Genomic DNA, 12997 nt, shown 5'->3' with positions numbered 1-12997 from the left:
AGCAGCCCGGCCGGGGCCGGGTGGGTAACGGCCCGCGTGGCGGCTCGGCGCTGCTCACGCTCGGCCGGCTCGTCGTCGCTGGCGGCGATGACCGGTAGCGGCGCGTCACCACGTACGACGTCAGCGGCGTATCCGCAGGTCGCCGCGTCGAGAGCGTCACCGTCCAGGCCAGCCAGGACCCGCCGGAAGGTGCGCTCGCTGGGCACCGTGTACCGGCCACGCAACGGGTTGAACCGGGCCCCGAGACGGTGCAGGACATCCTGCGGGGTCCGCGCCGCCCACTGCCGGATCGCGGTCACCGAGTCGTTACCCACCACCAACGTGGCGCACGCGGTCAGGACCAGAATCACCAGCAACGGATGCCGAAGCCCCCGCAGCCGCCGCGGATCAGGTACCTGCCGCAGCCTGTCGAGCAGCGACGACGCCACCGACCACGGATCACCAGCCACCGAATCCGCAGCCACCGAATCCGCGGTAACCGAGTCCGTAGCGAGCTCGGCCTCCCACAGGGCCAGATCGGCAAGGTGGTCAACAGCAGGGCTGATCGGGGAAGATGACAACACGAGCGCGGCTCCTGAGACGATCTTCTGGCGTAGACACCCGAAAGATCATCAGAAGCCGCGCTCGTCCCACAACTCCAGCCCCGTCCGGTCCTTAACCTGGACAGAACGCCTCAAGCCGGAACAACGCCGGGGCCGTGCACCGACCCCAGCGCCGACGTCGCGGATCGGTCGGTCAACTGCGACGCCGTGCAGATCAGATCCACAGCCCGGGCGATCGGTTTCTTCAGGTTGTAGGTGAGGAACACTCCCGCGACCGACATGACCTTGGGATCGGCGAGCGGCTTGATCAAGTTCTCGAGCGCGTCCGGCGCGAGCGCCGAGTCGGAGTCGATCGTGAGGTAGGCGTCGGCCCAGCCGGCGAAGCGCAGGGACGCGGCGACATGAGTGGCCCGCTTGCCCCGATTCCGGTCGCGCACCCAGACGAGCGGGATGCCCACCTCGTTCGCGGCCTCGATCGCCCACAACTCGGTGGGCAGGTAGTCCACCTTGTTCGAGCCGTCATCGCGGACGAAGATCGCGTCCGGAAGGCGGGTCTGCCCGAGGAGGCCGCGGATGGTCGCGATTACCGCGTCGACGTCCTCGTTGTAGAGCGGGACGACCGCCACCACCTTCATCTTCGCCAACGCGGCAGCCTGCCTGGGCTTGACCCGTCTGGGGCGATCGAAGGTCGCGAGAAGGACCTGCAGGAAGAACATGAGGTAGGCGAACGCGTAAACGACCTCGAACGCGGACACGCCAGTGGCAAAGTTCTCGAACCGGGTCGCGTGGTGGAAGAGCCACAGCGACGAGGCACCGAGCATGAGGATCACCGCAGGCAGGGCTCGGCCGGGAGTCCACCGTGCGGTCTTGGCGGCCTTCGTCACGGCTTCATCCCGCGTCTCCAGAAGAGGCGCACGGCCAACGCGAAGATCGCCACGACGCCGACCGCGGCAAGGAGTATTTCGAACAACCCAAGGTGGGAAGGCACGTGAACCCAGCTTTCAATCGGGGATGGTCGCCCCTGGCCAGCCGGGTCATGCTACCTGAAGGCGGCGGCCCGGCAATGCCCCTGCTCAGCGGCAGTGCGAGAACTCTCAGGCTCGCTGAGATATTCGCCGGTCCCTTTTGCAGTTGCCCTCTGGTGGCAGTCGGATCGGTGAGATCCCTGGTGAGCTCCGCCCCGCACTCTTCCGCTAGCCTGTGCGCCATGACCTACGACCACGGCGAGGGCGCACCCCCACGTGGTCGGGGCCAGTTCTGGGATCAGCGGAGCGATTCCGCTGATGTTGATGTTTCCCGGCACGGCGACGTCGGGCCGCAGCGGCCCGACTACGAGCCGCATCCGCAACGGGCCGGCGAGGGCCAGCATGGCAGCCGCCCGTACGCCGCGGGTCATAACGAGCCATGGCCGCCGCAGCGGTACCCGACAGAGCCGCCAGCTGGCTTCACAACGCCGGGCCAGCACCCGGCGTTGCGCGGTGACCCGGCTCAGCGGACCGGGCCGTATCGGGATGGTGAGCACGCCGCCCCCAACCAGTACGGCAACCCCGGTCCGTACGGCATGCCCGGCGACTACGACGCGACGCAGTACGGCGGCGATCCGCGCCAGAGCGGCACCGCCGCGGCCTACGGCGGCCAGTCCGGCGACCACGGCGTCGGTCCGAGACGTGAGCCGGAGCAGTACGGAGCGGCCCGCCACCAGCCCCAATCGACCTTCCACGAGCCCGACGGGGCCGACGCGGGACCGAAGGCCGGGCGCCGGTCCCGCACGCCGCTCGTCTTCGCGATCATCTTCGTGTTGCTGGTGATCAGCGGCGGTGCCGGCTGGTACTACCTGCGGGGCTCGGCCGATCAGCCCCCCACCGAACTGGGCCGTAGGGTCGCGGACCGGCAGGTCGACCCCGTGCCGCTGACCGCGACCGAGGTTTTCGGCTCCGAGACGATTCCCGGCGCCAAAGGCGGAGGGTCGTACAAGGTCCTCAAGACGCAGGCATCCACCGACTGTAAGACGGCTGCCGGTGGTGCCATCGCGGAGATCCTGACGACGGCCGGCTGCACCCAGGTGGTACGGGCGACGCTGACGTCGTCCGATGGCGCCCTGGTCATCACGGCTGGCCTCTTCAACCTCGAAACCCAGAAGAAGGCCGAGCAGGCGGCGGCCGTGATCAAGACCGCCGTCGATACGCAGAAGGGCCGGTTCAGCGGCCTGGTCGCGGGTGGCTCGTCGAACCTCATCAATCGAGCCGCCGCGAACCTGGCCTGGGAGGTGCGCGGTCACTACCTGGTGTACTGCCTCGTCGGCCACGCGGAAGGCAGCGCGATCGCGGTGGACGACCCCCGTACCCAATCGGTCCGGAACGACCTGGTGGTGAGGCACCTCGGCGACGTCGTGATCCACAAGCGCGAGACCGGCGCCGGCCCGACGGCGGTTCGCTCGACGCAGCCGTCCTGACCGCATATCTGCGACATCCCGCTCGTCCTCTCCGCCCGAACGTCGCAGGCGGGGATCAACCGGTGGTCGGACGAGAGCTTTCACCTGGTGATACGCCACATGAGATACTTTCGACCGTGCCCCTCAGCAAGACGCAACTGATCGCTGTACTCGGTAACGAGTTGTGGTGCTCCACCCTTGTCCCCAACGCGCCCTGGTTGACCGCGGAGCTACGCGAGCGGATGAAGCGGCCGCGCGTCGGTGACCTGGTCGTCGAGTTCTCTGCGGGGCAGCGCGGCGACCCGGACGGCGTCGGATGGCTACGCGGGATCGAGTTCGCGGACGGCCGCGGGGGTGACAGCGTGAACATCGACGGCAGACGCATTGTCGACGCATGGGTGATTGAGCCGGTCGACAAGCCCGGACAGACGATCCGATGGAGCAACGCGACGTTCTTCGCGATTCCGCTACAGAGTGCTCGACAGTGGCTGGCTCGCTAGCCCAGGGACCTATGGGCAGGGACGCGGCGGTCCGGCCGCCTGCCGGCGGAGCGCGTCGAACGGCCAGCGGGGAAACCGGAGCTGCCTGTTGCGGAGGCTCCGCACCTACCTGAAATAGCAACCCGTGAACCTGTACGGACTTAAGGCCGTGCGCAAGGGTGAGGGGTCAGGTGGTGAGGCGGTCTGTGGGGGTGCGGGCGAGGGGGACGACCAGCACGGCCTCGGTGCCGCCGGTGGCGCCGTTGCGCAGCTCGATGCTGCCGCGCAGCTCGCCGGTGACCAGGGCCCGGACGATCTGCAGGCCGAGGTTGGCGCCCCGCTCGGCGTCGAACTGCTCGGGCAGGCCGCGGCCGTTGTCCGCCACCGACACGTGCAGCTGCTTGCGAAGCCGGTGCGCAGAGACCACCACCTCGGGCTCCGCCCCATCCCGGGCGGCGGCCGCGCCCTCCTCGCCCGCTGGCGGGAAGCCGTGCTCGACGGCGTTGAGCAGCAGTTCGTTGAGGATCATCACCAGCGAGGTGGCGACCTCGGCGGGCAGTACGCCGAAGCTGCCCCTGCGTCGCATGCCGACGCTCACCTCGGTCGCCGCGACCTCGGTGGCCGCGCTGGCCACCCGGTCGACGATCCCGTCGAACTCGACCGCCTCGTCGCTGGACATGGAGAGCGTCTCGTGCACGAGGGCGATCGAGGCGACCCGGCGGACCGACTCCTCCAGGGCGACCCGGGCCTCCGGCATGGAGACCCGGCGCGCCTGGAGGCGTAGCAGCGCGGCGACGGTCTGGAGGTTGTTCTTCACCCGGTGGTGGATCTCCCGGATGGTGGCGTCCTTGGTGATCAGCGCGCGGTCCCGGCGGCGTACCTCGGTGATGTCGCGGACCAGCACCAGCGCGCCGATCGGCACGCCGGCCGGAATCAGCGGCAGCGATCGGGTGAGCACGGTGGCGCCCCGGGCGTCGATCTCCCGCCGGGGCGGGGCCTCACCGCGCAGCGCGGCGAGCACGCCGTTGGCCGCGTCGGTCCCCTCCAGCGGGTCGCTGGCCAGCCGCCGGTGCAGTTTGGCCAGGTCCTCCCCCACCAGGTGGGAGGCGTGGCCCAGGCGCCGGTACGCCGACTGCGCGTTCGGGCTGGCGTAGGTGACCTTGCCGTTGGCGTCCAGCCGGACCAGGCCGTCGCCGACCCGGGGCGCCGAGGTGGTCTCCCCCGGGTGCCGGGGCGGCGGGAAGGTGCCGTCGGCGATCATCTGGGCCAGGTCGTCGGCGGTGGTGAGGTAGTTCAGCTCCAGCTGGCTGGGGGTACGGGCGGTGGAGAGGTTGGTGTCCCGGCCCACCACGGCGACCACCTCACCGGCCGCCCCGTCGGCGGTGCGCAGCCGGACCGGAATCGCCTCGTGCCGGGCGGGCACGTCGCCGTACCAGACCGGGTCGCCCTCCCGCCAGATCCGGCCCTGCCGGTGGGCGACCTCCAGGTGCGCCACCTCCGGCCCGCCGACGATCCGCCCCACCTGGTCGTCGAGGTACGCGGTGGGGGCGGTCGTCGGGCGGACCTGGGCGACGCAGAGGAACGTCCCGTCGTTGTCCACCGGCACCCAGAGCAGCAGGTCGGCGAAGGAGAGGTCGGACAGCAGCTGCCAGTCCCCCGCGATCCGGTGCAGGTGGTCGATGTCGGCCGGCCGGAGCTGGGTGTGCTCCTCGGCGAGGTCGCGCAGCGTGGACACGCCACCCAGCGTGCCACGTCGGGCCTCACCTCGTCGCGGTGACCTTCTTCAGCCCGCGCGGTGCGTCCGGGTCCTCGCCGCGGGCCAGCGCCAGCGACATCGCGAGCCGCTGCAGGGGCAGGATGTCCAGCAGCGGGGCGTACCGCTCGTCGACCTCGGGCACGGCCATCCGGGTGGCCCCCTCGACCTCGGCGGAGCCGACGACCACCACGTCGGCGCGGCGCTCGCCGAGCCGGGGCAGCACCTCCCCCATGGACCGGCCGCCCGGACCGGAGCCGACCACGGCCAGCACCGGTACGTCCGGATCGGTCATCGCGAGCGGGCCGTGCAGCAGGTCGGCGCCGGAGAAGGCGAGCGCCGGCAGGTAGGAGGTCTCCATCAGTTTCAGCGCGGCCTCCCGGGCGGTCGGGTAGGCGTACCCCCGGCCGGTGGTCACCAACCGGCCGGCGAAGCGGTAGCGCGGCGCGAGCTGGTCCGGGGTGGGGTCGGCCAGGGTGCGCTCGGCCAGCCCGGGCAGGGCGTCCAGTGCGGCCCGCTCGTCGGCCGGTAGCACTCCGTCGCCGGCGCGGATGCCCTCGACCAGCATCAGCAGGGCCAGCAGCTCGGCGGTGTACGTCTTGGTGGCGGCGACGGCCCGCTCGTGCCCGGCGGCGATGTCGACGGAGAGCTCGGCGGCCTCGGCCAGCGGGGAGCCGGGCGCGTTGGTGACCGCCAGGGTGAGCGCCCCGGCGGCGCGGGCGGCGCACAGCACCTCGGTGAGGTCGGGCGAGCCCCCGCTCTGGCTGACCCCGACGACCAGGGCGTCGGAGAGGGCGGGGCGGGCCCCGTAGAGGGTGACCACGCTCGGCGAGGCCAGCCCGGCCGGAAGCCCGAGCCGGATCTCCGTCAGGTACGCCCCGTAGAGCGCGGCGTGGTCGGAGGTGCCCCGGGCGGTGAAGACCACGTGCCGGGGGCGCCGCTGCGCGATCACCGCCGCGACGCGGGCGACCGCCCCGGCGTGCTCGGCGGAGAGCAACCGGGCGTAGCCGGCCGGCTGCTCGTCGATGTCGGCGGCCATCCCGGCCCCTGGACGCGTCACGGAAGCTCCTCCCACTGCGCGATTGCCGCGCGTTTCGTGCTCAGTCTTGCACCTTTGCTCGCATCCGAGCAATCGTACGAGCAGCAATGCGCAGTGGATCACCGAATCGACGCGGCATCACCTAGGCTTGCCCAGCCCCGGGAACCACTGCGAGCGAGAGGCCGACGTGTCGGAAGGACCTGACGAACCCGCGCTGTCCGCCGTGGAGGAGCTCGCGCTCGCCCGGCTGGCGCTCGACGAGGGCGACCTGCCGCACGCCGCCGGGCACCTCGCCGCCGCCCTGGTCCAGGCCCCGACCCTGCCCGAGGTGCACGAGACGCTGGCCCGCATCGCGGCGGCCTCCGGCGGCGACCTGGACCTCTTCCCGCTCGGCCAGCGCGTCTTCGTCGGCGCGGTGGTGGCCCGCGCCCACCTGCTCGCCGCCGCCGGGCGCCCGGCCGAGGGGCTCGACCTGTTGGTCGCGGCAACCGGGCACGCGCCCGGCGTCGACTGGGCCGGCGTGCCCTGGGTGCTCGCCCCCGAACTGGCGCAACGGCTCGACCCGGAGCGCGCCGCCCGGATCCTGATGCAGGTCTGCGCCGCCGTGCCCGACCCGGTACCCCGGGCCGCCCGGGGGCCGGTCCTGCCGTACCTCGCCCTCGCCCGCAACGCGGTGACCGCGCATCCGCGCCACGCGCTGCTGCTGGGCGCGGCGTCCGCGCTGGCCCGGCGCCTCGGCGAGGTCGCCCTCGCCGTCACCTGGGCCAGCCGGGGGGTACGCGCGGAACCGTCCAAACTGGGCGAGGTCTGGCTCGGGTACGCGTACCGCAGCGCGGGCCGCACCCGCGACGCCCTGGCCGCCCTCGAACGGGCCGTCGGCCACGACCCCGACGACCTCGCCGTGTACGCGGACATCGCCGGCACCCTGGCCGACGCCGGCCGGCTGGACGCGGCGCTGGAGTGGATCGACCGGGCGCTGGCGCGCGACCCGACCTTCGACTGCGCCGTGCACACCGCGCACCGGCTGCGCTACCTGCGCGACGGGGACGTGGCGCACCTGGTCGCGCTCGCCGACTTCGTCCGGGACCATCCCGACGACAGCCACGAGCACGGCGACCTGGCCGAGTGCTGCCGGGGCCGGCCCTGGCTGGGGCAGGTCACCCCGGCGGGCGGCGCGATGGTCGACGCGCTCCGCCGCGCGCTGGCCGCCGACGGCGCGCCCGGCGCGGCGGTACGGCTGGCGGCCGTCGAACCGCCGAGCGCGATGCGTACCGTGACGTCGGCCGTGCCGGGCCTCGACGTCGAGGTCACCGGCGTGGCCGACCCAGATCCGCGGGAACCGCGCCGGGCCACCACCTGCCAGCTCTGGCGCTACGACGGCACCACCGCGGCGCCCACCCTGCCGGTCCCGTCCGCCGACGCGGCGGACCGGGTGCGCCACCTCGCGCACCCCGCCTGGCCGCACCCGCCGGCCGCCTACGACGCCGCGGTGGGACTGGCCACCCTGGAGCTGGGCGACCTGCTGGGGCTGCTGGTACATCCGCCCGAGGCGCCCGCCACCGCGCTGGGCCGGGTGCTGACCGGGCAGGATCCGTCGCTCTGGGTGCGCTGCGCCCAGGTCTGGGCCTGCCTCGGCCTGCTGCACCACCGCACCGACGAGCCGTGGGCGGACTCCACCCGGCGCCGGGTGCTGGTCGAACTGGTCTGGGGCGTGGAGGACTGGATCACCGAGGCGGCGCTGTTCGCCCTGGTCACCGCCGCCTGGGTCGACCCCTCGGTACGCCCCGACGTGGCCCGGGTGATGGCCGAGCGGCTCCGCGACGTGGCGGAGGTGGCGCGAAACCGGCCGGTGCCGATCGCCAGGTCGCTGGCCCACCTGGCCCTGGCCACTCCGGCCCTGGACGAGACGACCACGGCGCTGGCCCACACCCTGACCGGTGCGCCGGTCGACCCGGCACGCCGCGGCGGGCTGGCCCGCGTCTGGGCCCGCCTGACCGCCCTCCTCCACCGCCGATAATCAAGCGGCCGCGCCGTACCCGGACAGGGACGACGCGGCCGCGACGGTGCGGGTCAGGCCACCGGGGCCTTGCCGAGGTCGGTCTCGGCCTGCTCCTCAGGGCTGGTCCCGGCGGGCGGGGCGTCGTTGGACGACCGCAGCGGGACCTCCTTGATGAACCAGGCGAGCAGTGGCACCACGATGGTGAAGAGCACCGCCCAGAGGAACACGTGGGAGATCGCGTCGGCGAGTCCGCCGAGCACCAGCTCCCGCGCCTGGGCCGGCAGCTCCTTGAGTTTCTCCAGGTCCAGCCCCCGGCCCTCGCCGGTGCCGCCGCTGAACGCGCCGCCGGCGGCCGAGTCGGCGAGCCGGTTGGCGAAGATGGCGCCGAAGAGGGAGATGCCGAACGAGCCGCCGATGGAGCGGAAGAAGGTGGCCGCGCCGCTCGCCGCGCCCAGGTCCTTCTGCTCGACGCTGTTCTGCGCGATCAGCATCGAGGTCTGCATGAGGAAGCCCATGCCGACGCCGAGCACGACCATGTAGAGCGAGGACTCTGCCTTGCCGGTGTCCACGCCGAGCCGGCTGAGCAGGATCATGCCGACGGCCATCACCACGCCGCCGACGATGGGGAACATCCGGTACCGGCCGGTTCTGGTGATCGCCCGGCCGACGACCAGCGAGACCACCAGCATGCCGAACATGAGCGGCAGCAGGAGCAGGCCGCTGTTGGTGGCCGAGGCGCCCTGCACGGTCTGCTGGTAGAGCGGCAGGAAGTTCATCGCGCCGAACATCGCGAAACCGAGCAGGAAGCCGATCAGCGAGATCAGCGCGAAGTTGCGGTTGGCGAAGAGTCCGAGCGGCAGGATCGGCTCGGGCACCCGGCGCTCGACGAACCCGAAGGCGACCAGGGCGACCAGGGCCAGCACGGCGAGGCCGAGGATCTGCGGGGAGGTCCAGTCGTACTCGTTGCCGCCCCACGTGGTCGTCAGCACGATCGCGGTGATGCCGACCGAGAGCAGCGCCGCCCCCAGCCAGTCGATCTTGTGCTCGGTGCGGTACTTCGGCAGGTGCATGGTGGTGGCCAGGACCAGCAGCGCAAGGCCGCCCAGCGGCAGGTTGACGTAGAACGCCCAGCGCCAGGAGAGGTGGTCGGTGATGAACCCGCCGACCAGCGGCCCGGCGACCATGGCGATGGCCATGATGCCGGCGATCATGCCCTGGTAGCGGCCCCGCTCGCGGGGCGGCACCAGGTCACCGATGATCGCCATGACGCCGACCATCAGACCACCGGCGCCCAGGCCCTGTACGGCCCGGAACGCGATCAGCTCGACCATGCCGTCGTTGGCACCGCCGAGCATCGCCGAGCCGGACATGCCGCAGAGCGCCGAGCCGATCAGGAAGATGACCACGGAGGTCAGGAAGACCGCCTTGCGCCCGTACAGGTCACCGAGCTTGCCCCAGATCGGGGTGGATACCGTGGTGCCCAGCACGTACGCGGTGACCACCCAGGTGAAGTGGTTGACGCCGCCGAACTCGCCGACGATCCGCGGCAGCGCGGTGCTGACGATCATGTTGTCGAGCATCGCGAGCATCATCGCGATCATCAGGCCGAACAGCACCACCCTGACGTTGGGTTTCGCCGCCGTCTGGCTTTCCTGACTCATGGGTAAGCTCCCCCGGAGATGTGACGCACTTACTTGCCGCCCGGCTAGTTACCTTACTAGCCGCACGGTAAGTTGGGCAGCGTAAGACCGTCAAGCGAGTTGGGTGGTGCAGGTGAGGGAGAGCACAGGCGGCACGCGTGAGCGTATCCAGGCCGTCGCGCTGGAGCTCTTCACCGAGCAGGGATACGAGAAGACCTCGCTCCGGGAGATCGCCGAGCGGCTCAACGTCACCAAGGCCGCGCTGTACTACCACTTCAAGAGCAAGGACGAGATCGTCAACAGCATGGTCGAGGACCGCCTGCGGCGGATCGACGAGCTGATCGCCTGGGCACGGACGCAGCCGGCCTGCCGGGCCACCCGGCGGGCGCTGCTCAACCGGTACGCCGACGCCATGTTCGCCAGCGAGCAGCCCTCGGTGATGCGGTTCTTCGAGAAGAACCAGACCGTGCTGAAGAGCCTCTCCGCCGGGCAGCAGATGCGCGAGCGGATGCTGGGCCTCGCCGACGAGCTGTGCCGGGGCGACGACTCGGCCGCCGCCCAGCTGCGCGCGACCCTGACGCTCTTCGCGGTGCACAGCAGCTGGTTCGCCGTGCGTACCCCGCACATCACCGACGAGGAGCGCAAGAAGATCGCGCTGGACGTCGCCGACGAGCTGCTCGCCGGGATCAACGAGCCGGCGCCCGGCGCCGATCAGGACTGACCGGCCAGCAGGTCCAGTCGCAGGCCCAGCAGCTCCACCCCGGGCACGGGCGCCCAGTCCTTCTCCGGCGTCCGGACGAAGCCGATCCGCTCGTAGAGCCGGTGCGCCGACCCGGCGAACCCACTGCGTACGCAGATCACCACGGCCGAGCAGCCCAGCGCGGCGGCCCGGTCGACGCAGGCCCGGGCCAGCGCCGCCCCGGCGCCACGGCCCTGGGCGGCCGGGTCCACGGCCAGCATCCGGAACTCCGCCTCGCCGGGACCGGAAAGCTCCGCGTACGGGCTGCCGGGCAATACGAAGGTCACCGAGCCGAGCAACCGGCCGGTCGCCTCGTCCACGGCCACCAGCACCTCGCCGTGGGTCGCCCGCCTCGTGACGTCGGCGAGCACCTCGGCGTACCCGTGCTCACCCTTGAGCTGCCCGTCCGCCTCGTACGCCGCCACCGTCAGTGCGGCGACCGCGGCGAAGTCGGCCGGGGTCGCCGGGCGGACCAGCAGGCCGGTCAATCGATCACCGCGATCAGGTCACCGTCCTGCACGACGTCGCCCTCGTTGACCGCGAGCTGCTTGACCACGCCGTCGGACTCGGCGACGACGGGGATCTCCATCTTCATCGACTCCAGGATCACGAGCGTGTCCCCCTCGGACACGGTGTCCCCGGCCGACGCGACGACCTTCCATACGTTGGCCACCATCTCGGCGCGGATCTCCTCGGCCATTTCCCGGCCCTCCCTCTCGCGATTGCCTGCCGACGTATCCAACCATGCTGCGGCACCCCGGTGGGCGGGGAGCGGGCAGCGGCCCGCCCGCGGCCGGAGACGCCGCGCTCCGGCCGCCCCGGCGGACGGTGGCGGGTGCCGGCCGCACTACCATCAGCGGGTCGGACCCCGGCGCCGGGAGGACCGGTGCGTGCACCGGTGCCGAGGGTCGCCACAGCAGGGATCCGACCATCACGAGGAGGTCAACATGGCGAAGAAGGCCCGCAAGAAGAAGGCCCGCAAGAAGAGCGGCGCGAACCACGGCAAGCGCCCCAACTCCTGATCTCGCGCGACGGGCGCCCGTCGTCGCGGTCAGCACCGCCGGCCCACCGGGCCGGACAGACCGGTGGCCCGGGTCGGATCGACCCGGGCCACCATCCTGTTTCGCGTACGCTCAGTCAGCCAGTTCGCGCGACTCGCTGGCCTCGAAAACCACCAGCTCGGTCAGGCGGACCCGCAGCCGCTCGCGCAGCTGGTCGGGGGCGGTCTCGTTGCCGCAGCAGCGGGCGACGAGCGCCTTCACCTCCTGCTCGATGCCGTACTCGCGCAGGCACGGCCCACACTCGTCGAGGTGGAAGCGGATCAGGGTGCGCCGTTCCTCGGCGCACTCCAGGTCCAGGTAGAGGTAGACCTCCGCGAGGACCTCACGGCAGTCCGTCTCGTGCGGCTCACCACAGCTCACGTCACACCTCCCGGCCGGCAGCAGCGGTCGAGCCCTTCGAGGACCGCGCGGCACTGAACCCACGCTCCGCGGCGTAGCGCTCGAGCAGCTTCCGCAGATTACGTCGGCCCCGGTGCAGCCGGGACATCACGGTGCCGATCGGCGTGCCCATGATGTCGGCGACCTCCTTGTAGGAGAACCCCTCGACGTCGGTCAGGTAGACCGCCAGGCGGAACTCCTCCGGCAGCTGCTGGAGGGCCTCCTTGACGTCGCTGTCCGGCAGCCGGTCCAGCGCCTCGGTCTCGGCCGAACGCAGACCGCTGGAGGTGTGCGACTCGGCCTCGGCGAGCTGCCAGTCGGTGATCTCGTCAGTGGGCGCCTGGATGGGCTGGCGCTGCCGCTTGCGGTAGGAGTTGATGTAGGTGTTGGTCAGGATCCGGTAGAGCCAGGCCTTCAGGTTCGTGCCCTGCTCGAACTGGTGGAAGGCGGCGTACGCCTTCAGATACGTCTCCTGGACCAGGTCCTCGGCATCCGCGGGGTTGCGCGTCATCCGCAACCCGGCAGCGTAGAGCTGGTCGACGAAGGGCATCGCGTCCCGCTCGAAACGGGCCCTGCGCTCGTCCGTCTTCTCGGTGGTCAACCGCACATCCCCTCGCGTCGGATGCTTCCCCGCCGAGGATACGCGTACGGGCGTGCCCGGAGATTCGGTTCCGCCGGGTGTGCCCGCCCTCACCACCGCCGTGCCGCCCACCGTCGCGGGCCAGTCCGGTCCGCCCAGCAGCTGCCTGAGCTGCCGCGCTTCCCGTTCGTCCCGTTCCCGGCTCCGTGTCTCGGTCGGCACCGGTCACCCCCCTCGCCAGATGAGTCGTCCGGTGGGTGTAACGCCCGGTCAGGGCCCGGACATTCCGCCGAGGCCGCCCCGTTCCTGGTCCCCGCCTCGGCGGCGGCCGACGCTGGGACCAGGAAGGGCCTGGG

The 12997-nt window shown here is 71.7% G+C and carries 14 protein-coding genes; 5 read left to right on the top strand and 9 right to left on the bottom strand.

Going from position 1 to position 12997, the window contains the following annotated elements; genetic code table 11:
• Together ABZ807_RS16655 and ABZ807_RS16650 are read right to left on the bottom strand one after the other, a co-directional pair.
• Positions 1-350 (bottom strand): transposase family protein (locus tag ABZ807_RS16655; protein WP_357157856.1); only part of this gene is annotated, 350 nt, incomplete at its 3' end.
• Positions 351-673: 323 nt separating this feature from the next.
• Positions 674-1426, bottom strand: a complete 753-nt coding sequence (locus ABZ807_RS16650) for a glycosyltransferase (protein ID WP_357157853.1) — start codon at positions 1424-1426, stop codon at positions 674-676.
• A 677-nt stretch (positions 1427-2103) separates the two neighbouring features.
• Here ABZ807_RS16650 and ABZ807_RS16645 point away from each other — a divergent pair.
• Positions 2104-2994 carry a hypothetical protein gene (locus ABZ807_RS16645; protein ID WP_357157851.1) on the top strand — a complete coding sequence of 297 codons (891 nt, stop codon included), beginning with the start codon at positions 2104-2106 and terminating at the stop codon, positions 2992-2994.
• 116 nt (positions 2995-3110) lie between these two features.
• Positions 3111-3473 (top strand): hypothetical protein, encoded by a 363-nt coding sequence (locus ABZ807_RS16640; protein ID WP_357157849.1) that lies wholly within the window; start codon positions 3111-3113, stop codon positions 3471-3473.
• Positions 3474-3639: 166 nt separating this feature from the next.
• On the opposite strand, the gene ABZ807_RS16635 is transcribed toward ABZ807_RS16640, so the two are convergent.
• Together ABZ807_RS16635 and ABZ807_RS16630 are read right to left on the bottom strand one after the other, a co-directional pair.
• Complete coding sequence (locus tag ABZ807_RS16635) at positions 3640-5187, bottom strand: histidine kinase N-terminal domain-containing protein (protein WP_357157846.1); 1548 nt, start codon at positions 5185-5187, stop codon at positions 3640-3642.
• A gap of 25 nt (positions 5188-5212) precedes the next feature.
• Entirely contained in the window at positions 5213-6244 is a 1032-nt protein-coding gene (locus tag ABZ807_RS16630) for an SIS domain-containing protein (RefSeq protein ID WP_357157904.1), read from the bottom strand.
• 187 nt (positions 6245-6431) lie between these two features.
• On the opposite strand from ABZ807_RS16630, the gene ABZ807_RS16625 reads away from it, so the two are divergent.
• On the top strand, positions 6432-8261 hold the full coding sequence (locus ABZ807_RS16625) for a tetratricopeptide repeat protein (RefSeq protein ID WP_357157843.1): 1830 nt from the start codon (positions 6432-6434) through the stop codon (positions 8259-8261).
• A 53-nt stretch (positions 8262-8314) separates the two neighbouring features.
• Here ABZ807_RS16625 and ABZ807_RS16620 read toward each other — a convergent pair whose 3' ends face one another.
• Positions 8315-9904, bottom strand: a complete 1590-nt coding sequence (locus ABZ807_RS16620; RefSeq protein ID WP_357157840.1) for an MDR family MFS transporter — start codon at positions 9902-9904, stop codon at positions 8315-8317.
• A 112-nt stretch (positions 9905-10016) separates the two neighbouring features.
• Between ABZ807_RS16620 and ABZ807_RS16615 the strand changes: the two genes are divergently transcribed.
• Entirely contained in the window at positions 10017-10604 is a 588-nt protein-coding gene (locus ABZ807_RS16615; protein ID WP_357157837.1) for a helix-turn-helix domain-containing protein, read from the top strand.
• Here ABZ807_RS16615 and ABZ807_RS16610 read toward each other — a convergent pair.
• Together ABZ807_RS16610 and ABZ807_RS16605 are read right to left on the bottom strand one after the other, a co-directional pair.
• Entirely contained in the window at positions 10595-11110 is a 516-nt protein-coding gene (locus ABZ807_RS16610; RefSeq protein WP_357157834.1) for a GNAT family N-acetyltransferase, read from the bottom strand. The two genes, ABZ807_RS16615 and ABZ807_RS16610, sit on opposite strands and share 10 nt — an antisense overlap.
• Positions 11107-11322: a biotin/lipoyl-binding carrier protein gene (locus ABZ807_RS16605; protein ID WP_088973021.1), complete on the bottom strand. Its 216-nt coding sequence runs from the start codon at positions 11320-11322 to the stop codon at positions 11107-11109. The genes ABZ807_RS16610 and ABZ807_RS16605 overlap by 4 nt, the downstream gene beginning before the upstream one ends.
• A 190-nt stretch (positions 11323-11512) precedes the next feature.
• Here ABZ807_RS16605 and ABZ807_RS16600 point away from each other — a divergent pair, with 190 nt between their 5' ends.
• Entirely contained in the window at positions 11513-11644 is a 132-nt protein-coding gene (locus ABZ807_RS16600) for a hypothetical protein (protein WP_357157831.1), read from the top strand.
• A 111-nt stretch (positions 11645-11755) separates the two neighbouring features.
• On the opposite strand, the gene rsrA is transcribed toward ABZ807_RS16600, so the two are convergent.
• Positions 11756-12043: a mycothiol system anti-sigma-R factor gene (gene rsrA, locus ABZ807_RS16595; protein ID WP_357157828.1), complete on the bottom strand. Its 288-nt coding sequence runs from the start codon at positions 12041-12043 to the stop codon at positions 11756-11758.
• Position 12044: 1 nt separating this feature from the next.
• The gene (locus ABZ807_RS16590; protein ID WP_357157825.1) at positions 12045-12863 is read right to left on the bottom strand and encodes a sigma-70 family RNA polymerase sigma factor; all 819 of its coding nucleotides are present in this window, start codon (positions 12861-12863) and stop codon (positions 12045-12047) included.
• Positions 12864-12997: the final 134 nt, after the last annotated feature.

This window comes from Micromonospora sp. NPDC047548, assembly GCF_040642975.1.
Taxonomy (GTDB): domain Bacteria; phylum Actinomycetota; class Actinomycetes; order Mycobacteriales; family Micromonosporaceae; genus Micromonospora.
This window is presented reverse-complemented; position numbering and strand designations above follow the sequence as displayed.